Source organism: Frigidibacter oleivorans (assembly GCF_003993775.1).
GTDB lineage: Bacteria > Pseudomonadota > Alphaproteobacteria > Rhodobacterales > Rhodobacteraceae > Frigidibacter > Frigidibacter oleivorans.
Genome location: NZ_RJRZ01000009.1, coordinates 1 through 23,179, shown reverse-complemented (window position 1 = coordinate 23,179; position 23,179 = coordinate 1). Strand labels below are relative to the sequence as shown.

Below are 23,179 nucleotides of genomic sequence, written 5' to 3'. Positions count from 1 at the left end.
CAGGATCATTGCTCTTCTGTGACAGCGCCCTAAGCTTTCCCTGACCAAGCAGGGAGATACCGATGCCGCCATTCCGTCTGACCCGCCGTTCCGCGCTGGCGCTGGGCGGGGGGCTCGCCGCCGGCCTTGCCGCCCCCTTCGCCGCGCCGCGCCTGCAGGCGCAGGCGGCCCGGACCGCCGCCATGCAGCTGTCCTGGCTGCATTCGGTGCAGTTCGGCGGCAGCTACATCGCGCTCGACCGCGGCTATTGGGCGGCAGAGGGGCTGGAGGTCGTGCTGCAGCCCGGCGGGCCGAACGCGCCGGTGGAACCGCCCGTGGTGTCGGGTCAGGCGCTGGTCGGCATTTCCGCCGCCGACTATACCGCCGCCGCGGTGGAACAGGGCGCGCCTTTCCGCATTCTGGCCGTTGCCATGCAGAAGAACCCCTTTGCCATCGCCTCGCTGCCCGCCAACCCGGTCAACACCCCTGCCGATCTGGCGGGCAAGCGTATCGGCATGGCGCTGGCCAATACCCCCGTGCTGCAGGCGCTGTGCAGCCTGAACGGCGTCGATGTGACTGCGGTCGAGGTGGTGCCGACGCAATATGACGCGGCCCCCCTGCTGGCGGGGCAGGTGGACTGCCTGCTGTGCTGGGCCACGGACCTGCCGGTCGCAATGGCGATGCAGGGCGTCGAGGCGGTGACGATGCTGATGGCCGATCACGGCTATGCCGTCCATTCCCAGACCTACATCGCCACCGATGCCTCGATCGCGGAACGGCGGGCCGAGCTTGTGGCGCTGCTGAAGGGCGAGGTGCGGGGCTGGACCGACTACAAGGCCGACCCCGCGGCGGCGGCGGCGCTGACGGTGCGGATGTTCCCCGATGCCGGGCTGGACCTGCCGACGCAGGAATTGCAGGCCGACCGCCAGGTGCCGCTGATGTTTTCCGACCTGACCGATGCCAATGGCTTCGGCTGGTTCACCGAGGAGACGGTGGCCGCCAATATCGAGACGCTGGCCCTGCTGGGCCGCAAGGTGACGCCCGAGCTGTGGGACCGCAGCCTGCTGGAAGAGGCCCATGGCTGACACCCCGCCCGAGGTGGTCTGCCGAGACCTCGCCTGCCGCTTCGGCGAGCTGGAGGTGCTGGCGCCGCTCGACCTGACCTTCGCCGCCGGGCAGACGACGGCACTGGTCGGGCCGTCGGGCTGCGGCAAGTCCACGCTGCTGCGGCTGGTCGCGGGGCTGGAGACGCCCTCGGCCGGGGCGGTGCGGATCGGCGGGCAGAGCCCCTCGGCGGTGCAGCGGCAGGGCGATCTGGCCATCGCCTTTCAGGAGGCGGCGCTGCTGCCTTGGCGCAGCCTGCGCGGCAATGTGCGGCTGGCGCTGCGGCTGGCGCGGCGGCCCGACGATCCGGCGGCGGTGGACCGGCTGATCGACCTCGTGGGGCTGACGGGCTTCGGCGAGGCGCGGCCGGCGGAACTGTCGGGCGGGATGCGGCAGCGGGCCACCATCGCGCGCTGTCTGGTCACCGAGCCTGCGCTGCTGCTGCTGGACGAGCCCTTCGGCGCGGTGGACGAACTCACGCGGCTGCGGCTGAACCTCGATCTGCCGCGGCTGTGGCAGGCGCGGGGCACGACGACGCTGCTGGTGACGCATTCGGTGTCCGAGGCGGTACTGCTGGCGGATCGCATCCTCGTCTTTTCCGACCGTCCGGCGCGGGTGGTGGCCGACATCCCCGTGGACCTGCCGCAGCCCCGCGCCGCGGCAGTGACGGAAAGCCTGCCCTATCGCCGTCTGGTGGCTCGGGTGTCGGACGCGCTCGGCGGTGGCGGCGGGCGGCTGGCGGCCGAGTGATGCGCGGCGCGCTGGAGGCCATGACACGCGGCGCCGGGCCGGCGCTGGCCTCGACGCTGGGGCTGCTCCTGCTGTGGCAGGCCCTGGCGATGGCGACGGCGGGTGCCTGGATCCTCGCCTCGCCGCTGGCGGTGCTGGACTGGGCGGCAGAGCGTGCGGGGCTGCTGACCCGGGCGACGGCGGTGACGCTGGGGGCGGCGGCGCAGGGCTTTCTCTGGGGCAATCTCGCGGCGATGCTGCTGGCGCTGGTCTCGGTGCTGGTGCCGCGCAGCGAACGGGTGCTGTCGGCGCTGTCGCTGCTGGCCTTCTGCCTGCCGCTGGTGGCGACGGGGCCGATCCTGCGGGTGCTTTACGGTCCCGGCACCGGGCCGCAGGTGACGCTGGCGGCGCTGGCCTGCTGCTATACGACCCATGTCGCGCTGCTGGTGGGACTGCGCGCCGCCCCGCCGGGCTGGCTGGACCTGATCCGCAGCTATGGACGGGGGCGGGTGACGGCGCTGCTGCAGGTGCGGGCGATGGCGGCGCTGCCCTATCTGGCGGCGGGGCTGCAGATCGCCGCGCCGGCCGCGATCCTGGGCGCGATGGTGGGCGAGTTCACGGGGGCCGAGCGAGGGCTGGGCGTGCTGATCCTGCGCACCCTGCGCGGGCTGGACGTGGCGGGTACATGGGCCATCGGCGGCATCGCCGCCGCCGCTGCCATCGCCGCCCATGCCGCGGTCGGGGCGCTGGCGCGGCGGGTGACGCGCGCGCCGCCGCCGGTGATCCTGGCCGTCGCGCCGCCCCGCCCCGGGCGCGGCCCGCTGGCACGGCTGGCCGGGGCGGCGGGGTTGATCCTGCTGGTGCTGGCGCTGTGGTGGGCGGCGATGGAGGCGGCGGGCCTGCCCGCCTTCTTCGCCAAGCGTCCGGGCGATGTCTGGGCTTATCTGGCGACCGGACCGGCGGCGGGCCTGCACCGGGCCCAGCTTCTGGGGGCGCTCGGGCAGACGCTGGCCATCGCGCTGCCCGGCTATCTGGCGGGGCTGGCCCTGGGCGTGGGCATCGCCGCGGCGCTGGTGCTGGCGCCGCGGGTGGCGGGGGTGGCGATGCCACTGGCCATCGCCCTGCGCTCGATCCCGATCCTTGCCACCGCGCCCTTGATCGTGCTGGCGCTCGGCCGCGGGGCGGCGGGCGGCATCGCCATCGTCGCGGCGATGATCTTTTTTCCCACGCTGGTCGCCTGCCTGCAGGGGATGCGCCAGACCCCCGCTGCCGTTACCGACATCTTCGACAGCTATGGCGCGCCGCGGCTGACCCGGCTGATCCATGCGCAGGCCCCGGCGATGCTACCCGCCTTCTTCGCCTCGGCCCGGATGGCGGTGCCGGCCGCGATCCTCGCCGCGACGACGGCGGAATGGCTGGCGACGGGGCGGGGGCTGGGGGCGCTGATGGCCACCGTCGCCTCGACCTCGGACTACGGGATGCTCTGGTCCGCCACCGCGCTGATCGCTAGCGTGGCGATGCTGGCCTGGGCGGGTCTGGCGCGGATCGAACGCGCGGTGCTGGCCCGGGCGGCACCGGAACAGCTGAGCTGAGGATGCCCATGACCCTGCGCCCCGCCGTCTTCGCCATTCCCGGCGACATCGACACCAAGACCGGCGGCTATATCTATGAAAAGCAGGTGCTGCTGGCCCTGCGCGCGGCGGGGCGCGAGGTGCGGCACCTGCAGCTGCCAAGGGGGTTCCCGCAGGTTGATGCCGCCGCGATGGCCGAGACGGTGGCGGCGCTGACGGCGATCCCGGAGGACCGGGTGCTGATCCTCGACGGGCTCGTCTATGGCGCCATCGACACGGCGGGGCTGGCGCGGGTGCGCGCGCCGATCGTGGCGATGATCCATCACCCGCTGGCGCTGGAAACCGGGCTGGCCGAGGCGGAGGCGCGGCACCTGTTCGTGACCGAACGCGACAACCTGCGCCTGGCCGCGCAGGTGGTGGTGCCCTCGCCCCATACGGCCGGGGTGCTGGTGGACCGCTATGACGTGCCCGCCGCGAAGATCCGCATCGCCCTACCGGGCTTTCCCGCGCCCGATCCGGTGAAGACGCCCGCCGACCCGCCGCTGATCCTGTCGGTGGGCAGCCTCGTGCCGCGCAAGGGCCATGACGTGCTGATCGCGGCGCTGGCCAGCCTGACCGACCTGCCCTGGCAGGCGCGCATCGCCGGCGCGCGGCTGGACGAGGCGACGGCCACGGCGCTGCAGGCGCAGGCGGCCGAGGCGGGGCTGGAGGGCCGGCTGACCTTCCTCGGGCCGCTGGACGAGGCGGCGCTGACCGCACAGTTCCGCAGCGCCCATCTTTTCGCGTTGGCCAGCCGCTATGAAGGCTATGGCATGGTCTTCGCCGAGGCGCTGACCCACGGCCTGCCCATCGTCTGCTGCCGGGGCGGGGCGATTCCCGACACCGTGCCCGAGGCGGCGGGCCTGCTGGTGGCGGTGGACGATGTGCCGGCCTTCGCCGCGGCGCTGCGGTCCCTGCTGACGGATCCGGCCCTGCATGCAGCCAAGGCCGCGGCGGCGGCCCGGGCGGGGGCCGCGCTGCCCCGCTGGGCGGATACCGCGGCGGTGATGGCGGCGGCGGTCGAGGCCGCCTGAGGGCCGGACGGGCGGCGCGCTGCGACGCCCCGTCGCAGCTTTGCCACCCCAGTCCAGGAAATTGGACCCCGCTCGGTTTTTGCTTGCCTCACGAAGTATTGTTGCGTTTCCTTCGCTCGAAAGCGCGGACCCGTCGCACGCCATGGGCTCATTTCGCTCGCCCGACGCGCCCGCGGAAAAACATATTGGGTCAGATCATGCTTGCATTCGATGTCGCCGCCACCAGCACCGCACGCGCGCGGCTCACCGGGCTTCGGATTCCCGCCCTCGCCTCGCGCAGCGGCCTGCTCTGTTCCGTGGCGGTCGCGCTGGCGCTCGGCGCGACGGGCGTCGCGGCGCAGACATGGGACGGCGACACCAGCACCGACTGGACCGAGGACACGAACTGGGACGGCGACGTCGAACCCGGCGCCGCCGATGCGGTGGTCATCGACAACGGCGCCCTGCCGGACCAACCGGAACTGCTGGCGGGCGACAGCACGACGGTGGACACTGTCGATGTCAGCGCGGGCAGCCTGACCGTCTCGGGCGACCTTACCGCGACCAGCGGTGTCACCGTCACCGGCACCGGCGCGGTGGACGTGGGCGGCACCCTTACCGCCGATGTCGACAACGCGGCGGGCCTGACCAGCTCGGGCACCGTCGACGGCAATGTGACGAACAGCGCCGGCACCTTCGACAACAGCGGCACCGTCACCGGCACGCTGGACGTGTCGGGCGGCGCGGTCACCACCTCGGGCGCGGTGGACGGCGCCACGACGATCACCGGCGGCTCGGTCGAGAACTCGGGCACGCTGGCGGCGGTGGACAATGCCGCGACCTTCGACAACCTCGCCGCGGGCACGGCCGGCGCGGTGACGAACAGCGGCACCGGCACCAACGCGGGCGAGATCGCCTCGCTGTCGAACACCGGCGGCACGTTCAACAACAGCGGCGACATCACCGGCACCGCCGATGTGACCGGCGGCGTGGTCAGCAACCTGACCGGGGGCACCGTGGGCGGCGCCTCGACCGTGGGCGCGGCCGGTACGCTGAACAACGCGGGCACCGTGGCGGACGTCACCAATGACGGCACCTTCACCAACCAGGCGGGCGGCGTCGCGGGCGCGGTGACGACCACCGGCACCTTCACCAACGCCGCCGGGGCCGAGGCCGGCGCGGTCACCAACAGCGGCACGGGCACCAACGCGGGCGAGATCGCCTCGCTGTCGAATTCCGCCGGCAGCTTCAACAACACGGGCGACATCACCGGCACGATGGACGTGACCGGCGGCACGATCACCAGCAGCGGCAGCGTCGGCGGCGCCACCACGATCACCGCGGGCGACGTCACCAATTCCGGCACGATGGCGGGCGTCACCAATGCCGGCACCTTCACCAACCAGTCCGGCGGCAGCACCGGCGCGGTCGACAACAGCGGCACCTATGTCAACGAGGCGGGCGGCACCGGCGGCGCGGTCACCAATACCGGCACCGGCACCAATTCGGGCGAGATCGCCTCGCTGACCAATGACGGCGGCACCTTCCTGAACGAGGGCGACATCACCGGCACCGTCGATGTCAATGTCGGCACCGTCACCAATACCGGCAGCGTGGACGGCGCCTCGACCGTCGCCGCGGGCGCGGCACTGACCAGCTCGGGCACCGTGGCGGACGTCACCAATGACGGCACCTTCACCAACCAGAACGGCGGCGTGGCCGGAACGGTGACCACGACCGGCACCTTCACCAACGAGGCCGGGGCCGAGGCCGGCGCGATGACGAACAGCGGTACCGGCACCAACGCAGGCGAGATCGCCTCGCTGTCGAACACCGGCGGCACCTTCAACAACAGCGGCACGGTGACGGGCACTGCCAACGTCACCGGCGGGTCGCTGGACAACTCGGGCGACGTGGACGGCACCACGACCATCGGCGCGGCGGGGACGGTGACGAACTCGGGCGGGCTGGCGGCGGTGACCAACGCGGGCACCTTCACCAACCAGGCGGCAGGGACCGCCGGCGCGGTAACGAACAGCGGCACGGCGACGAACGCGGGCGAGGTCGCCTCGCTGTCGAACACCGGCGGGACCTTCAACAACAGCGGCACGGTGACCGGCACGGCCAGCGTCACCGGTGGGTCGCTGGACAACTCCGGCGACGTGGACGGCGCGACGACCATCGGCGCAGCGGGCACCGTCACCAACTCGGGCACCCTCGCGGCGGTGACCAATGCGGGCACCTTCACCAACCAGGCGGCAGGGACCGCCGGCGCGGTAACGAACAGCGGCACGGCGACGAACGCGGGCGAGGTCGCCTCGCTGTCGAACACCGGCGGCACGTTCAACAACAGCGGCACGGTGACCGGCACGGCCAGCGTCACCGGCGGGTCGCTGGACAACTCGGGCGACGTGGACGGCGCGACGACCATCGGCGCAGCGGGCACCGTCACCAACTCGGGCACCCTCGCGGCGGTGACCAATGCGGGCACCTTCACCAACCAGGCGGCAGGGACCGCCGGCGCGGTGACGAACAGCGGCACCGGCACCAACGCGGGCGAGGTCGCCTCGCTGTCGAACACCGGCGGCACGTTCAACAACAGCGGCACTGTGACGGGGACGGCGAGCATCACCGGCGGGTCGCTGGACAACTCGGGCGACGTGGACGGCGCGACGACCATCGGCGCGGCGGGGACGGTGACGAACTCGGGCGGGCTGGCGGCGGTGACCAACGGGGGCACCTTCACCAACCAGGCGGCGGGCACGGCCGGGGCTGTGACGAACAGCGGCACGGCAACGAACGCGGGCGACGTCGCTTCGCTGTCCAACACCGGCGGCACCTTCACGAACAGCGCCGCGGGCGAGATCACCGGCACCGCATCGGTCACCGGCGGCACGCTGAACAACGCGGGCACCGTCACCGGCGCCACCACGGTCGGCGCGGCGGGCACGGTCAATTCGACCGGCACGCTGGACGCCGTGACCACCTCGGGCACCGTCAACGCCCGCGGCAGCATCACCGGCCCCATCGCCATCGAGGATAACGGCACCTTCACCGTGACCGGCGGCAACCTCGTGGCCGGCGGCGACGCGATCACCATCTCGGATACCGGCAACCTGAATGTCACCGGCGGCGACCTGACCGGCGCGGGCGCGGTCACCAACAGCTCGACCGATCCGGCGGGGCTGACGGTGTCGACCGGGCGGACGCTGTCGGCGGCCTCGATCCTGAACGAGGCGGGTGCCTCGCTGATCCTCGGCGGCACGCTGACCACCGCGGGCGGCACCACGAACCTCGGCCAGTTCACCACCACCAACGGCACGGTGAATGGCGATTTCGACAATGGCGGCACCACCGACATCCAGGGCCTGTTCACCGTCAACGGCAACGCCACCAATTCCGGCACCATCTCGATGCAGGACGGCGCCAGCGGCGACCAGATGGTCATCTCGGGCGACTTCTTCTCGAACAACGGAACGCTCGCGCTGGACTTCGACGACACGGCGGGCGGCACGGCGGATCTGGTGACGGTGGGCGGCACCACGACGGGCACGCTGAACTTCGACTTCGATCAGGGCACCGTCGACGGCTACACCCTGGGCGACGAGATCCTCGTCCTCGACGTCAATGACGGGGCGGCGAACAACTTCACCATCGGCAATACCTCGGGCCTGGGCGGCGCGGGCACGACGATCTTCGCGCTGCAGCAGGCGGGGGCGAATGGCGACCTGTCGGTCGTCGGCCAGTCGAACCCGGCCATCGGCGGCATCGCGGCCAACATCTCGCTGACGCAGTCGCTGCTCGGCACCGTGGTCAACCGGCCGCAAAGCCCCTTCGTGTCGGGCCTCGCCTCGGGCGATGCCTGTTCGCATGGCGGCTACGGGCGGGCGACCGGCGGCCAGTCCACCGTCACCGGGTCGAGCGACAACGGCGTCAGCGAACTGACCGCCAGCATCGACGCGACCTATGCCGGCTTCCAGGCGGGCTACGACTTCGGCTGCTTCGACGGGCGCTTCGGGGGCTGGGACCTCGCCTTCGGCGGCATGATCGGGGTGAACTCGGGCGAAACCTCGCAGGACGTCTTCCCGATCGACCCGCTGGACCCGACCCGGTACGACACCAGCGCCGGTCCCCTGGGCCAGATCGACGGCGATTTCGACCAGACCTATGTCGGCGCCTACATGGCGGCGCGGCGCGACAAGTTCACCGCCGACGTGCAGCTGCGCTATGACATGACCGATTACAGCTTCACCTCGGACCCGGCGACGAACCTCGGGCTGGACGACGACACCGACACGACCGCCACGACGATCAGCAGCCGCGTCAACTATGCGCTGGACCTGAACGACGAGGGGCTGTCGCTGGTGCCGACGGCCGGCTTTTCCTACACCCGGACCAGCGGATCGAAGCTGAGCTTCGACGACGGGTCGGAGCTGGAGACCGACGCCTATGACTCGTTCATCGGCTTCTTCGGCGGTACGCTGGCCCGCACCACCATCGCCGAGTCGGGCACGGCCGGCACCACGCTGTTTATGAGCGCGGTCTACTACCACGAATTCGCCGACGACCGCGACTCGACCTTCACCTCGCCCGCCTTCGGCGAAAGCGACGTCACCACCTCGGCGCTGGAAGGGTTCGGCGAGGTCAGCCTCGGGGTCAACTATGTCTCGCTGCTGGACGGGCAGGTGGGCACGGCCAAGCAGCTGAACGCCAACGTCCGGGCCGATGCCCGGTTCGGCGACGATGTCGAAGACAGCTTCGGGCTGACCGCACAGCTGCGCCTGTCGTTCTGATCGCAATGGCCGCGGGCGGCGCAGGCGTCGCCCCGGCCCGAAAGGGTGCGGCAACACCATGTCGTGGTTCAGCAAGGTCGCGTGGAAGGAGGGGCTGTTCCTGCAGCCCCAGCATTTCCAGCAATCCGACCGCTATGTCGAAAAACTGATCGAGGCGCGCACGCGGCACATGTCGCCCTATCCCTGGGGCGTCGAGGAATTGCGCATCAACCGCGACCGGCTGCAGCAGGGCCGGATCGAGCTGGTGCGGGTCGCGGGCATCCTGCCGGACGGGCTGCCCTTCGACGCGCCGGCGGTCAATGCGCTGCCCCCCGCCATCGAGGTGCCCGAAGGCTCGGACGGGGTGCCGGTCTGGCTGACGCTGCCCGACATGGCGATGAACGGCCGCGAGATCGCGCTGGATGCCGAGGCGGGGCTGGCCACACGCTATGTCGTGGCGCCGGAAACCGTGGCCGACAGCGCCTCGGCCATGCGGGTCGAACATCAGATCGAGATCGCCGAACCGCGGCTGGAACTCGATATCCGCAACACGCCGAAGCCGGGCTATCAGTGCCTGAAGATCGCCCGCATCCTCGAGGTGCGCGACAAGGTGGTGATCCTCGACGACACCTTCCCGCCGCCGGTCCTGACCCTGCAGGCGCATCCGGTGGTGCTGGGCTGGCTCGACCGGGTGGTGGGCTGGGTGGAAACCAAGCTGGAAAGCCTGTCGCGCTATGCCGCCGACCCGAGTGCGGGGGGCGGCCTGCAAGCGACCGATTACTTCATGCTGCTGCTGCTGAACCGCAACATCAACGTGCTGCGGCATTTCCGGCAGTCGCGTTACGTTCATCCCGAACGGCTGTTCGAGGAATTGCTGCGGTTTTCCGGCGAGCTGTGGACCTTCGACCACGACCGCCGGCTGGCGCCCGAATATCCGCCCTATGACCATGCCGACCTGAAATCCTGCTTCGAGCCGGTGGTGCGCGACATCCAGCGCCTGCTCAGCCGCGATGTCAGCCGGGCGACGCGGCTGGACCTGCGGCAGGTGGGGGCGAATTCCTTCCTCGCACAGGTGCCCGACCGCAACCTGTTCCGCGACGCGGCCTTCGTCATCGAGGTCGAGACGAGCCGCCCGCTGACGCAGGTCCAGTTGCAATTCCCGGAACTGTGCAAGGTCGGCCCGAACACGCGGATGGCCGAGATCGTCAACAACAACCTGCCGGGCATCGGGCTGATCCACACGCCGACGCCGCCGCGGCAGATCCGGGCGATGTCGCGCAACGTGTATTTCCTGCTCGACAAGTCGTCGCCGTTGTGGCGCGAATTCAGTACGGCCCCGGCGATCGGCATGCATTTCGCCGGCGACTGGCCGGAACTGCGGCTGGACCTCTGGGCGATCGTGGAGACGCGGACATGAGCAAGGCTGGGGCATGAGCAGGGACGGGCCATGAGCAAGGGCGGGGGGAGCGACAAGGACAAGACGGTGATCGGCGGCAGCCTCGGTGGCCCCGGGCCGAACCCGCTGCCCAATCCCGTTCCGCAACCGCCGGCACAGCCCCCCGCACAGCCTTCCGCGCCACCCTCCGCCCCTCCGCAGCAGCACCAGCCCACGGTGATCGGCGGCGCGCTGGCCCCGCCGGGCGGGCCGGGCTTCGGCCCCGGTCCCGGCTTCGGCCAAAGCCCCGGCTTCGGTCAGGGTCCCGGCTTCGGTCAAGGGCAGGGCTTCGGCCAGCAGGGCGGCTTCGGGCAGGGCTACGGCGCCCCGCCGCCCGCCGCGGATGCCTGGGGCACGCCCGCCCCGGCACAGCCGCCCGGACCTTCGCAGGCGGCCGGCTGGGGCGGCGGCTTCGGCCAGCCGCAGCCGCCCTATCCCGGCCAGCCGCCGGTATCAGGGGCCTTCGCGCCCTCGCAAAGTTTCTTCCCCGATGCCCATGCCGCCGAACCCGCGTCCTTCGCGCCGCCCGCGCAGAAGATCGACCTGCGGCTGGCGCTGCAGGCCAAGGGGCTGGGCAAGGGCGGGCCGAAGAACCCGATCCTCGCCGCCGCCGCCAACCTGCTGATCCTGTTCGGCCGCCTGCGCACCCAGATGGTCGAGATGGAAGCCGTGCCGCTGATGGAACACGTCACGCGCGAGATCGAGGCCTTCGAGCAGAATGTCATCGCCGCTGGTGTCGACGCGCATGAGGCGCAGGTGGCGAAATACCTGCTGTGCGGCACCGCCGACGACATCGTGCAGAACATCCCCGGCACCGACCGGCATCTGTGGGTGCAGTATTCGATGGTGGCGCGGTTCTTCAATCGCCGCACCTCGGGCGTGGGCTTCTTTCAGGAGGTCGAGAAGGCGCTGCAGGCCCCGGCGCAGCGGTTCCAGCTGCTGGAACTGGCGCTGGTCTGCCTGTCGCTGGGATTCGAGGGCCAGTATCGCGCCATGCCGAACGGCGCGGTGGAGCTGCAGCGCATCCGCGGCATGATCCATGACAGCCTGCGCCGGATCGAGCCGCGTCCCGACGAGGACATCTCGCCGCGCTGGCACCCGGTCCGGCTGGGCGGGCGCCGGCGGTTCGGCGGCACGCCGCTATGGGTGGTGGCCTCGGTGCTGGGGGTGGCGCTGCTCGGCGCCTATCTGGGCCTGTCGATGGTGATTTCCAACGAGGGCGGCGCGGTGGTGTCGCGGCTGATCGGCATCCATCCCGCGCAGGCGGTGACCCTGCGCCGTCCCGAACCGGTGGTGCCGCCCCCGCCGCCGGCGCCGCCCGAGGCGACGCTGCAGCAGCTGGACCGCATCCGCGGCGCGCTGGCGCCGCAGATCGAGGCCGGGCTGATGGAGGTCGACCTGAAGGGCGATTTCATCTTCGTGCGTATCAACAACACCGCGCTGTTCGATTCCGGCCGCGCCGAGGTGAAGGACGATTTCGCGGCGCTGGCGGCCGAGATCGGCCGTGCGCTGGACCCGGAACCCGGCCCGATCCGGGTGGTGGGCTTCACCGACAACGTGCCCTTGAAGGGCACGGGGCGGTTCAAGAACAACATCGACCTGTCCGTGGCGCGGGCGGAATCGGTGCAGTCGACGCTGTCGCCGCTGCTGGCCGATCCGGCGCGCATCGTCGTCGAGGGCAAGGGCGAGGCCGATCCCATCGCCGACAATGCCACGGCCGAGGGCCGCGCGCTGAACCGGCGGGTGGAAATCCTGATCGCGCGCGAGGAAACGCTGCAGGCCGCGACGGAGGCTGTGGAATGAGCCGCGTGCTGAAACCGCTGCTGATCGCGCTCGGCGCGCTGGCCTTTTCGGTGCTGGTCTGGTTCGCGGGGCCGCTGATCGGCGTCGGCGACGCCCGCCCGTTCGAGCCGGTCTGGGTGCGGCTGCTGCTGATCGGGCTGATGCTGCTGGCGGTGGCGGTCTGGGCGGTGCTCGCCTTCCTGCGCCGGCGGCGCGGTCAGGCGGCGCTGGAAAAGGCGATGGTCGCGGATGCGCCGGCGGGCGACGGCGCGGTGCTGGCCGAACGGATGCGCGGGGCGCTGACGACGCTGAAGAAGTCGTCGAAGTCGAAGACCTATCTCTATGACCTGCCCTGGTATGTGATCATCGGCCCGCCCGGATCGGGCAAGACCACGGCGCTGGTCAATTCCGGGCTGAAATTCCCGCTGGCCGACCAGAAGCAGGGCGGCCTGTCCGGCTTTGGCGGCACGCGCTATTGCGACTGGTGGTTCACCGAAGAGGCGGTGATGATCGACACCGCCGGCCGCTATACCACGCAGGACAGCGATGCCGCCGCCGACAGCGCCAGCTGGACCTCGTTCCTGTCGCTGCTGAAACGCAACCGGCCCAAGCAGCCGGTCAACGGCGTGATCCTCGCCCTCTCGGTCGCCGACCTGATGAACGCCACTCCCGAACAGATCGCCGCCCATGCACAGATCGTGCGTGACCGGCTGGGCGAGATCCACGAGACGCTGAAGGTGGATTTCCCGGTCTATGTGATGTTCACCAAGGCCGACCTGATCGCCGGCTTCCGCGAATATTTCGCCTCGTTCAGCGCCAGCCGCCGCCGCAAGGTCTGGGGCGTGACCTTCCAGACCGAAAGCCGCCGCGAGGCGACGCATGAACAGGCGGGCGAGGAATTCGACGCGCTGGTGTCGCGCCTGTCGGACGAGGTGATCGACCGGCTGAGCGAGGAAAACGACGGTGTGTCGCGCATCTCGATCTTCGGGCTGCCGGGGCAGATGGCGATCCTGCGCGACCCGGTGGTGGATTTCCTGCGGCAGGTCTTCGCGCCGACGCGCTACAAGACCAACGCGATGCTGCGCGGCTTCTACTTCACCTCGGGCACGCAGGAAGGCACGCCCATCGACCAGGTGCTGGGCGCGATGAACCGCAGCTTCGGCCGCGATGCCGGCGCGGCGCTGATGTCGGGCCGGGGCAAGAGCTTCTTCCTGCACGACCTGCTGACCGAGGTGATCTTCGCCGAACAGGGCTGGGTCAGCTATGACCGCAGCGCGGTGCGCCGGTCCGCGGGGCTGCGCTATGCGGCGCTGACAGCGATGCTGCTGGTTTCGGCCGGGTTGCTGGGCGCCTGGGGGTGGAGCTTCTTCGAGAACCGCGCGCTGGTGCGCTCGGCGCAGGCGGCGCTGGCGGATTACGAGATCGCGGCGCGCGACGACCTGCAGGCGACCGAGGTGGCCGATACCGATTTTGCGCGGGTGGCGGGCGAGTTGCAGCTGCTGCGCACCATGCCCGCGGGCTATGCCGACCCCGATGCCGGCGGCGGCATCACCGAACGCTTCGGCCTCGGCCAGCGGCGGCAGCTGCACACCTCGGCCGAACTGGCCTATCGCGACGGGCTGGAACGGCTGCTGCGGCCCCGGCTGATCCTGCGGATCGAGGAACAGTTGCAGGGCTTCGTGCTGGCGAACGAGACGCTGGCGATCTACGAGACGCTGAAGGTCTACAAGCTGCTCGGCGGTCTGGCCCCGGCACCCGAGGACCCGCTGATCCAGCAATGGTTCCGCGAGGAATGGCGCGACATCTTCCCCGGCGTGAACCAGCAGCCGCTGCGCGACAACCTCGAGGCGCATCTGGCGGCGATGCTCGACCTGGATGCCGAGATCGAGCCTTCGGTGGAGCTGAACGGCGGGCTGATCCAGCAGGCGGAACGCATCCTCGGCCGGATGAGCGTCGCCGATCAGGCCTATTCGCTGATCCAGGCCACGGCGGGCTTTTCCGGGATCCCGGACCTCAACCTCGTGGAACGGCTGGGGCCGGATGCGCGGCTGGTATTCGAGACGGTCGATGGCAGCGATCTGGCGCAGGTGACGATCCCCGCGCTCTACACCTATGAAGGCTTCAACGGCTTCTTCCTCGACCAGCTGGGCGAGGTCGCCCGCAAGATCGAGGCCGAGACCTGGGTGATGGGTCCGCAGGCCGAAGAGGCGCGCATCGGCGACCAGCTGGACCGGCTGGGCCCGGTGCTGCTGGCGCGCTATCGCGACGATTTCCTCGCCGCCTGGGAAACCATGCTCGACAACCTGCGCCTCGCGCCGCTGGCGGCCGACAAGCCGGCCTATGTGGCGCTCGCCGCGGCCTCGTCGCCCGCGACCTCGCCGATCCTGCGGCTGGTCGAGACGGTGGCGGCGGAAACCCGGCTGACGGCGGAACCGGCGCAGGCGGGCACGCCGCTGGCCGAGGCGGGCATCGACCCGGCGCTGGCCTCCAAGGCGGCGGGCGAGGTAGAGGCGCTGACCCTGCACCGGATGTCGGGGCTGAAGCGGATCGGGCTCGACCTCGCGCTCGAGGCCGGCAAGTCGCAGCGCCGCGCGGGGGCTGCCGGCGGGGCGGCCGCGGCTCCGGTGATCCCCGGCGCGGATATCGAGGCGCAGTTCGCGGAATGGCATGCGATGCTGGACGGCACGCCCGGCAGCCGGCCGGTCGACGCGCTGATCGCCAGCCTCGACGGCATCCACCAGAGCCTGGTGATCGCGGCGAGTTCCGGCATCGCGCAGGCGGCGGCGCAGATGCCGGCGCTGATCGGGCAATTGCGCACCGCCGGGTCGCGCCTGCCCCCCGCGCTCGGCCGGATGACCGACGAGGCGGTGGAGGATTTCGAGGGCAGCGCCGCCTCGACCACCATCGCGCAGCTGAACGACGACCTTGCCCAGCAGGTCACCCGCGCCTGCGAGACCATCGTCGCCAACCGCTATCCCTTCGGCGGTTCGCCCAGCCGTCAGGTGCCGATGAGCGAATTCGCCCAGCTTTTCGCGCCCGACGGCATCCTCGACCGCTATTTCAACGCCAATCTGGCGGTTCATGCCGATATGGGCGGCACCGACTGGACATGGCGGGCCGACAGCCCCCTGGGCGACCGGCTGTCGCTGGCGACGCTGAGGCAGTTCCAGCGCGCCGCGAAGATCCGCGAGGCCTTCTTCCCCGGGCGCAGCCCGACGGTCAGCCTCGACGTCACCATCAACCAGACCGCGGCCCATGACCGCATCCGGCAGGCGATCCTGTCGATCGACGACCAGCAGATCGTCACCCGTGCCGTGGGCAACACCCCCACCACCATCACCTGGCCCGGCACCGGCACCACCACCTCGCTGCAACTGCTGCCGGAACTGCGCAACCGCGACTCGCTGATCCGCTATCAGGGGCCGTGGGGACTGCTGCAGTTCCTGCGCGACGGCAATCCCCGGCAGGTGGGCGACGTGCTGCAGGTCAGCTACGTGATCGGCGGGCGCAACATCGCCTTCGACGTGCGGGTGAATGCGCTGGAAAACCCGTTCAACCTGTCCGAACTGTCCGAGTTCGGCTGTCCGACGGGCCTGTGACATGGCGCTCGCCCTCTATGGCAAGCATCCGGGCTGGGGCGACTTCCTGCAGGTGGGCCTGCCGCCCGCGCCGCTGACGATGCTGGAAGGCTGGCTCGACGCCGCAATGGGCCAGTGCCGCGAGGCGCTCGGCCCCGACTGGGAACGGGTCTGGGACCGGGTGGGCGCGGCGCGGCCGGTCCTGTGCTTCTGGATCGGCGAGGCGATGGCGGGCCTGCCGATGGCCGGGGTGCTCGCGCCCTCGCGCGACCGGGTGGGCCGCCGCTTTCCGCTGGTGATGATCGACCTCGGCACCGCGCTGCCGCCGCCGGTGCTGGCCGGCGATCTCGGCTGGTATGCGGGGATGGAGGCGGCGCTGCGCGCCCGGCTGGACGAGGCGGGTGCCGGTACGGGCGCGCTGCCGGGCCGCCCGCCCGCCACGCTGGTCGAGGGGCTGGAGCCGGCAGCGGGGGCCGCGGCAGAGACCGCCGGACAACCGGGGCCGGACGGGTTCTGGGCGACGGGGGCGCCGGCGGATGTGGCGGCGTTGCTGGCCGATATCGCCGCGACCGACCACCGCCGCGCCGCGGCCGGGCGCAGCTATTGGTGGCGGGCCGGGCAGGTGGCCGTCGCGCCCGCGGCGGAGCTGGCCGAAGACCCGGCGGCGACCCCGGCGCCCGCGCCGACCGGCGGGCCGGACGCAGAGGCGGCCGAACCCGCGCCACCTCGTGAACTTGCCCTTGTGGGGGCCGAACCCGTGGGGGCCGAGGTTTCGGGGGCCGGTCTCGCCGAGGCCGAGCCCCTGATGGACGAGCCGGAACCGCCCGCCGCTGTGACGCCGGCCGAGGAGATCGCGCCCCCGGCCCCCGCCGCGCCCGTCCCTGCCGATATCTGGACGGGCGCGGCTTGGCTCGACCCCTCGCTGCCCGAGGATGCGCTGCCGCCGGAGGACCCGGCACCACCCGCCGCGCCGGCCACGACGGCCCCGGCTGTACAGACGCCTGCCGCCCTGCCGGAACGGCCGTCGCTGGTCCATGCCGGGCCGGGACTGCCCGGCGGCCCCGTCCTCGCCTGGCTTCTGGGGGCAGCATGATCCTGCGGACCGGCACCGGCACAAGGCACCGCTTGGCACGGCGCGCCATGCGCCATGGAGGAGAGGCAGAATGAGCGAGGCGCCCTTCAGCTTCGACACCGGCGCGGCCACGGATACCGGCCGGGTGCGCGACCATAACGAGGACCGCTATTTCGTCAGCCCGCCCTCGGGCGTCTGGCTGGTGGCGGATGGCATGGGCGGGCACGAGGCCGGCGATTTCGCCAGCCAGACCATCGCCGACAGCGCCGCCTCCATCGGCCGGCCCAGTTCCGCCCCCGACCTGCAGGCGCGGTTCAACGACCGGATCGCCATCGCCCATGACCTGATCCGTCAGCAATCCGCCCGCCGCGGCGGCGCGACCATCGGCGCCACGCTGGTGGCGCTGCTGATCTTCGACCGCCATTTCGCCTGCATCTGGTGCGGGGACAGCCGGATCTACCTCTTGCGGGACGGGCAGTTCCGGCAGGTCACCTCGGACCATACCGAGGTGCAGGAGTTGCTGCGGTCCGGCGCGATCACCCCGGAACAGGCGGCGGTCTGGCCCCGGCGCAACGTCATTACCCGCGCCATCGGCGTGGCGGAACGGCCGATGACCGAAGAGGTCTATGGCGCGCTGGCGGCGGGGGACACGTTCCTGCTGTGCTCTGACGGCTTGACGGAACATGTGGCAGAGCAGGAAATGACGGCGATGCTGCAGGGCCACACGGCGCAAGAGGCCTGCAACCGTCTGGTGGACCTTACATTGTCGCGTGGGGCGCGCGACAATGTGACGGTGGTGGTGGTAAGGTGCCTCCCGCAGGGGGCGTATGGAAATCCCCCCGGCCGCGCGGGCGGCGGGGATCAATGGCAACTGGACGGCTGACGATGACGAACGAACCCCCAGTTCCCCCCGGGGACGCCCCGCGCGGCGCCAGCGTCGCGCCCGGTTCGGCAGCCGAGGGCGACCGTCGCGTCACCGCCGTGACCGCCGGCACCCAGATCATCGGCACCTACGAGATCGAACAGCTGATCTCCTCGGGCGGGATGGGCGAGGTCTATCGCGGCCGCAACATCCACAATGGCGAACCGGTCGCGATCAAGATCGTGCTGCCGAGCCTTGCCCATGACCCCAAGATCGTGGCCCTGTTCCAGAAAGAGGCGACGGTTCTGGGCCGGCTGTCGCATGACGCCATCGTCCGCTATCACGTCTTCACCAACGACCCGGCCATCGGGCGGCCCAGCCTGATCATGGAATTCGTCGCGGGCCAGTCGCTGTCCGACCGGCTGGACCAGGGGCCGATGCCGCTGGAGGATGTGACGGTGCTGATGCGCCGGCTGGCCTCGGGCCTCGACAAGGCGCATCGGGCGGGGGTGGTGCATCGCGACCTGTCGCCCGACAACGTCATCCTCGAGGATGGCTTCGTCGAGCACGCGAAGATCATCGACTTCGGCATCGCCAAATCCTCGACCATCGGCGGCGGCACGCTGTTGCAGGGGCAGTTCGCGGGCAAGTTCAACTTCGTTTCGCCCGAACAGCTGGGCGCCTTCGGCGGGGTGGTGGACGGGCGGTCCGACATCTACAGCCTCGCGCTGCTGATCGCGGCGGCCTGCCGGGGCGCGGTCGTGCCCATGGGCAGTTCCATCGTCGACGCGGTGGGCAAGCGGGCCTCGGTTCCGGCCATCGACGGCCTGCCCGAGGCGCTGCGCCCGCTGATCGAACATATGCTGGAGCCCGATCCCGCCCATCGGCCCGAAACGATGGCCGAGGTGATCCGCATGCTCGACACGCCGGCGCTGGTGCCGTCGCGCGTGGCGCCGCCGGCAATGCCGGACCCGAACCGCACGGTGATCGCCGGATCGCTGCCGCCGGTCAGCCTGCCGCCGGAACTGGGCGGCGGGCGGCTGACCGGCGGCTTCGGCGCGGCGGCGGCGGGCGGGCAGACCACGGGCGTGCCGGCCGGCGGCAGGCAGACGACCGGGGCGCGCGGCAGCCTGCCGGTGGACGAGGGCGACAGCCCCTTCGGTGCCCCGGCCTCTGCCCCCGCGTCCGCCTCTGCCGCGTCGGCGGCCCCGGCCCGGTCGGGCGGCGGCATGGGCATGCTGGTGGCGGTGCTGCTGGTGCTGATCGCCGCCGGGGCAGGGGGCGCATGGTTCACCGGTCTTCTGGGCGGGCCGGGCGAGGGCGAAACGGACCTTGCCGCGGCGGAGGATCCCGCGCCTGCGGCTGAGCCCGAGCCCGCCGCCGATCCGGCCCCCGAAATCGCCCCAGAACCGACTACCGAGCCTCCGGCTGCGACCGCCACCGATCCCGAACCTGCCGCGCCGTCCGCCCCCGAGCCGGCGGCACCGGCCCCCGCCGCGCCCGATGCCGCGCCCGCCACGGCGGCGGCACCCGAGGCGCCCGCCACGGCCGAACCCGACCCCGCCCCCCCCCCCCCGGGGGCGGGCCCCCCCCCCGCCGGCGAGCCCCCCCTGGCGGCGGAACCGACCGACCCGCTGGCCTGGATCGCGGCCCATGAGACGCCCGCCTGCGTCGCGCTGCTGCCGGCAGAGGCGGGCGCGGCGGTCACCGCCGTCGCCGCCGCCGAAGCCGATCTGGCGCCGGCCCGTGCCGCCTATGACAGCCGCTTTCCGGACGGGCCGACGGTCCAGACCCAGATCGTCGAGACGACGCAATGCCCCATCGTGGATTTCGCCAAGGACCACCGCGCGGCGCCCGAGGCGCTGCCGCTGCTGCGCCTGTCGGGCGAGGGCAGTTTCGCCAGCGGCGCGCTGGTGTCGGGCGAACTCGCGGGGGTGGGCGACCGGGCGGCGGAACTGTTCCTGGTGAACGGGGCGGGGGGCGCCACCAACCTGCGAAACTTCATCGCCAAAAGCTCGGACGGGACGATCAGCTTCAGCTTCACGGTCAACCTCGCCGATGGCGCACCGGCGGGGCAGATGCTGCTGGCCATCGTGACGGATCAGCCGCTGACCAAGCTGGCCGTGGTGCCCGACGGGGTGACGGCGCGGGCGCTGATGCCCTTCATCGCCACCCAGCTGGACGAAACCGGGCAGACGGTGGCGCCGGTGTTCCGCGCCTTCCGGATCGAATAGAGGGCGCCGCGCGGCTGCCGGGGATCAGTTGAACTGGATCTCGCGCAGCCGCGAACTCAGGATCAGCTGGTCGCGGCACAGCGTCTGTTCGCCGGCGGCCGCGGTGCATTCCACCGGCCCGTTGACCGAGATGCGGCTGATGTCGCCGCAGCCCTGCTCCGGCAGGTCGAACTGCAGCACCCGGGTCTTGCCCGCGGGCAGCCAGCCGAATTCCAGCACCACCAGCCGCTTCACCACGCCGGTCGCGTCGAAGACCGCCACCTCGTAGGAAGCGCGCTCCAGCCCGATGGCCGTGGTGTTGGTGGCGACATAGGTCAGCCGGCAGCCGCCCGGTTCGTCGGCGGCGTTGTTCAGCTCGATCTCGATCGACCCGGTCTGGGCGAGGGCCGGCGCCGGCAGCACGGCCAGCAGGCCGGCACAGGCGATGCCGCGCAGCAAGGCGGCGCGAAGGGTCGTCGCGGTCATCTTCGGCACGGCGCGGCTCCGGTCGGCGGCATCGGGACGGTTATTGGTAGGCGCCGATCATCCAGGGCATCCGGAAGGACCGCGTCGCCACGCGGGCCAGGGGCGCCGTCGCCGCGGGCTGCGCCACGCGCTGCACTGTCACCGCCGGGGCGAGCGTCCGGGGCGCGGCCACCGCAACCTCGGCCCGGGCCTTCGGCCGCGGCGAGACGGTGACCGGCTGCGGGATCACCTCGAAGGTGATGTTGCCGTTGGTGGCGATGCCGGGCTGCAGGGCATCCGGCGCGGCCGCGGCGGGCAGGGCGATGCCGGACGCCGCCATTCCCGCCAGCAATGCGAAGCTGTGAACTGTCTTCATCCGATCCATCCCGTTGCACTGGGAACTGCTGCCGGTACAAGAAGACCGCGCCCGCAGGGTTCCGAACATGCGCCGATTCTAGACCAAACACCCCCTTGCGGCAATTGCGGCGCAAGAGGGCGGGGCGGTTCAGGCATGAAACGAGGATATAGTCTGGCCTATATGTCACGCATCGTCGCAGGCCCGATGACATTGCCGCTGGCCCTGCTGGCCGGCTGGATGGCGCTGGCCGGGCCGGTGCGGGCCGAATTCGCCGTCTGCAACCAGTCGCTGGATGTCGTCAACGTGGCCATCGGGCTGGACGTCACCACCGCCGCCGACAGCGGCACCGTGTTCGAGACGCGGGGCTGGTGGACGGTCGGCCCGAACCAGTGCGCCAACGTCATCCGCGAGGAACTGGCGACGCGCTATGTCTATGTCTATGCGCAGGACGTGGTGGGCCAGCCGCTGCTGAACGGCACCACGCAGATGTGCGTCTCTCCCCGCCGCTTCACCATCCGCGGCACACAGGAGTGCTGGAGCCGGGGCAACATCGCTGCGGGCTTCGTCGAGGTGGACACGCTGAAGACGCAGCGCTGGACGCTGTTCCTGACCGGCAGTCCCTAGACCGGCAGTCCCCGGACCCGTGGCCGCCGGCCCCGTGCCGGGGCGCGAACTCGATGTGGGCGCGTCGGACAGCTGGCACGGCAAATGTGACTCGCCAGACCGCCTTGCCGCCGGTAGACTCGGGCGCATTCCATCCCAGTCCTTCGGTTGCGTCCATGTCTTTGCCCGGTTTCCTTCCGCGCCCCAGTTTCGGGCCGGGCCATGCGGTCCGGCGGGGCGCCTGTGCGGCGGTCATGGTCTGGGGCGCGATCTTCGCCGCGGCGGGCGAGGCCGAGGCGCGCCGCCTGGCCCTGGTGGTGGGGAATGGCGGGTACGAGACGGTGCCGAAGCTGACCAATGCCGTGGGCGACGCGCAGGGCGTGGCCAAGGCGCTGGAGGGCATCGGCTTCGAGGTGACGCTGCTGACGGATGTCACCGCGCCGGACTTCTGGGCCGAGCTCGACCGCTTCGCCGCCGAGGCCGATGGCGCGGAAAGCACGCTCTTCTACTATTCCGGCCATGCCTTCCAGATGAGCGGCGTCAACTATTTGATCCCGGTCGGCGCCACGCTGGACAGCCGCGAGGCCATCCGGGCCGAGACCTGGAGCCTCGACGGCGTGATCGCCCGGTTGCAGGACCGGCGGCGGCAGACGCTGGTCTTCCTCGACGCCTGCCGGAACGATCCGCTGCCGGCCGAGGTGCGGGGATCGGGCACGGCGGACGGGCTGGCCCGGCTGCAGACCGGGGCGGGGACCTTCGTGGCCTTCGCCACCGAACCGGGCGCGGTGGCCTATGACGGCGTCGAGGGCGCGCCGCACAGCCCGTTCACGCAGGCGCTGCTCGACAATCTGGCGGTGCCGGGGCTGAGCGTGTCGGACATGATGATCGAGGTGCGCAACGCGGTCGAGGATGCGACCGGCGACCGGCAGACGCCCTGGGACCAGTCGTCGCTGCGCGAACAGTTCTATTTCGTCCCCGAGGAGGAACGGAAGCAGGAACTGAGCGACGCGGATTTCGAACTGCTGGCCCAGCTTCCCGCCGAGGATCGGACCAAGTTCATCGAATTGCTGCGCGCCTCGGGCTTTTCGGAAGAGTCGCTGGCCAATGCCGAGGCACAGATCGAGGTGGCGAGCCTGAACCTCGAAATCGCGGCGGATGGCGGCACCACGCTGGGCGCGGCCCCCGTCGCCGATCCCGCCGCGCCGGAACTGGCAGGCGCCCCGGCGGCCGCCGCAGCCCCCGCGCCTGTTGCACCAGCCATCGCACCGGCCGTCGCACCGGCCGCCCCCCCCGCGGCGGTGGCCGAGGCTCCGTCCGCGCCGGCCGAATTCGTGTTCGAGACGGTGGATGGCGGCGTCACCCTGTCCGGTCCCCAGGCGCCGACTGCGGTGGCCGAGGCGCCGGCCGCCCCCGCCGCGCCGCAGGGCGAGGTTCTGGCCGCGCTCGCCCCCGGCCTTGCCGTGGCGCCGATGCCCGAGACGTCGGGCCTCGGCCAGGGGCCGTCCGCGTCGTCCAGCCCCTCCCGCCCCGCCCCGGCGCAGCCCGGCCACGCGGCGCCGCAGGCCCCGGCCCCCGCCCCCCCCCCTGCGCCCGGCGCCCCCCCC

14 protein-coding genes and 1 pseudogene are annotated in these 23,179 nt (G+C 71.5%); 13 read left to right on the top strand and 2 right to left on the bottom strand.

The genetic code is table 11. From position 1 onward, the window contains the following. The first annotated feature begins 62 nt into the window (after positions 1 to 62). From EEY80_RS12095 to EEY80_RS12045, 11 genes and pseudogenes are all read left to right on the top strand, one after another. Complete coding sequence (locus EEY80_RS12095) at positions 63 to 1,064, top strand: ABC transporter substrate-binding protein (protein ID WP_205749105.1); 1,002 nt, start codon at positions 63 to 65, stop codon at positions 1,062 to 1,064. A gap of 88 nt (positions 1,065 to 1,152) precedes the next feature. Next, positions 1,153 to 1,833: pseudogene (locus tag EEY80_RS12090) on the top strand (ABC transporter ATP-binding protein); the annotation flags it as partial. A gap of 20 nt (positions 1,834 to 1,853) precedes the next feature. Beyond that, a complete protein-coding gene (locus EEY80_RS12085; RefSeq protein ID WP_126976832.1) occupies positions 1,854 to 3,404 on the top strand; it encodes an ABC transporter permease in 1,551 nt (516 codons plus the stop codon). 8 nt (positions 3,405 to 3,412) lie between these two features. Continuing rightward, the gene (locus EEY80_RS12080; protein ID WP_126976831.1) at positions 3,413 to 4,456 is read left to right on the top strand and encodes a glycosyltransferase family 4 protein; all 1,044 of its coding nucleotides are present in this window, start codon (positions 3,413 to 3,415) and stop codon (positions 4,454 to 4,456) included. A 197-nt stretch (positions 4,457 to 4,653) separates the two neighbouring features. Then, on the top strand, positions 4,654 to 9,228 hold the full coding sequence (locus tag EEY80_RS12075) for a beta strand repeat-containing protein (RefSeq protein ID WP_126976830.1): 4,575 nt from the start codon (positions 4,654 to 4,656) through the stop codon (positions 9,226 to 9,228). Between the two features lie 58 nt (positions 9,229 to 9,286). Next, positions 9,287 to 10,624 carry a type VI secretion system baseplate subunit TssK gene (tssK, locus tag EEY80_RS12070; RefSeq protein WP_126976829.1) on the top strand — a complete coding sequence of 446 codons (1,338 nt, stop codon included), beginning with the start codon at positions 9,287 to 9,289 and terminating at the stop codon, positions 10,622 to 10,624. A 30-nt stretch (positions 10,625 to 10,654) separates the two neighbouring features. After that, complete coding sequence (gene tssL / locus EEY80_RS12065; RefSeq protein ID WP_126976828.1) at positions 10,655 to 12,445, top strand: type VI secretion system protein TssL, long form; 1,791 nt, start codon at positions 10,655 to 10,657, stop codon at positions 12,443 to 12,445. Then, on the top strand, positions 12,442 to 16,023 hold the full coding sequence (gene tssM, locus EEY80_RS12060; RefSeq protein WP_126976827.1) for a type VI secretion system membrane subunit TssM: 3,582 nt from the start codon (positions 12,442 to 12,444) through the stop codon (positions 16,021 to 16,023). Before tssL ends, tssM begins: the two co-directional genes overlap by 4 nt. Position 16,024: 1 nt before the next feature. Beyond that, positions 16,025 to 17,095 carry a type VI secretion system-associated protein TagF gene (tagF, locus tag EEY80_RS20600; protein WP_164738239.1) on the top strand — a complete coding sequence of 357 codons (1,071 nt, stop codon included), beginning with the start codon at positions 16,025 to 16,027 and terminating at the stop codon, positions 17,093 to 17,095. Between the two features lie 70 nt (positions 17,096 to 17,165). Further along, positions 17,166 to 17,957: a PP2C family protein-serine/threonine phosphatase gene (locus tag EEY80_RS12050; protein WP_126976825.1), complete on the top strand. Its 792-nt coding sequence runs from the start codon at positions 17,166 to 17,168 to the stop codon at positions 17,955 to 17,957. A gap of 2 nt (positions 17,958 to 17,959) precedes the next feature. Continuing rightward, positions 17,960 to 20,170, top strand: a complete 2,211-nt coding sequence (locus tag EEY80_RS12045; RefSeq protein ID WP_164738238.1) for a serine/threonine-protein kinase — start codon at positions 17,960 to 17,962, stop codon at positions 20,168 to 20,170. A gap of 24 nt (positions 20,171 to 20,194) precedes the next feature. Here the strand turns inward: EEY80_RS12045 and EEY80_RS12040 are convergent, their stop codons facing one another. Continuing rightward, the gene (locus tag EEY80_RS12040) at positions 20,195 to 20,644 is read right to left on the bottom strand and encodes a hypothetical protein (protein WP_126976823.1); all 450 of its coding nucleotides are present in this window, start codon (positions 20,642 to 20,644) and stop codon (positions 20,195 to 20,197) included. Positions 20,645 to 20,675: 31 nt separating this feature from the next. Further along, a complete protein-coding gene (locus tag EEY80_RS12035) occupies positions 20,676 to 20,990 on the bottom strand; it encodes a hypothetical protein (protein WP_126976822.1) in 315 nt (104 codons plus the stop codon). A gap of 162 nt (positions 20,991 to 21,152) precedes the next feature. On the opposite strand from EEY80_RS12035, the gene EEY80_RS12030 reads away from it, so the two are divergent. Together EEY80_RS12030 and EEY80_RS12025 are read left to right on the top strand one after the other, a co-directional pair. Further along, entirely contained in the window at positions 21,153 to 21,596 is a 444-nt protein-coding gene (locus EEY80_RS12030; RefSeq protein WP_235829825.1) for a DUF1036 domain-containing protein, read from the top strand. A 155-nt stretch (positions 21,597 to 21,751) separates the two neighbouring features. Beyond that, positions 21,752 to 23,179: caspase family protein (locus tag EEY80_RS12025; protein WP_164738236.1), on the top strand; the 1,428-nt coding region annotated here is incomplete at its 3' end.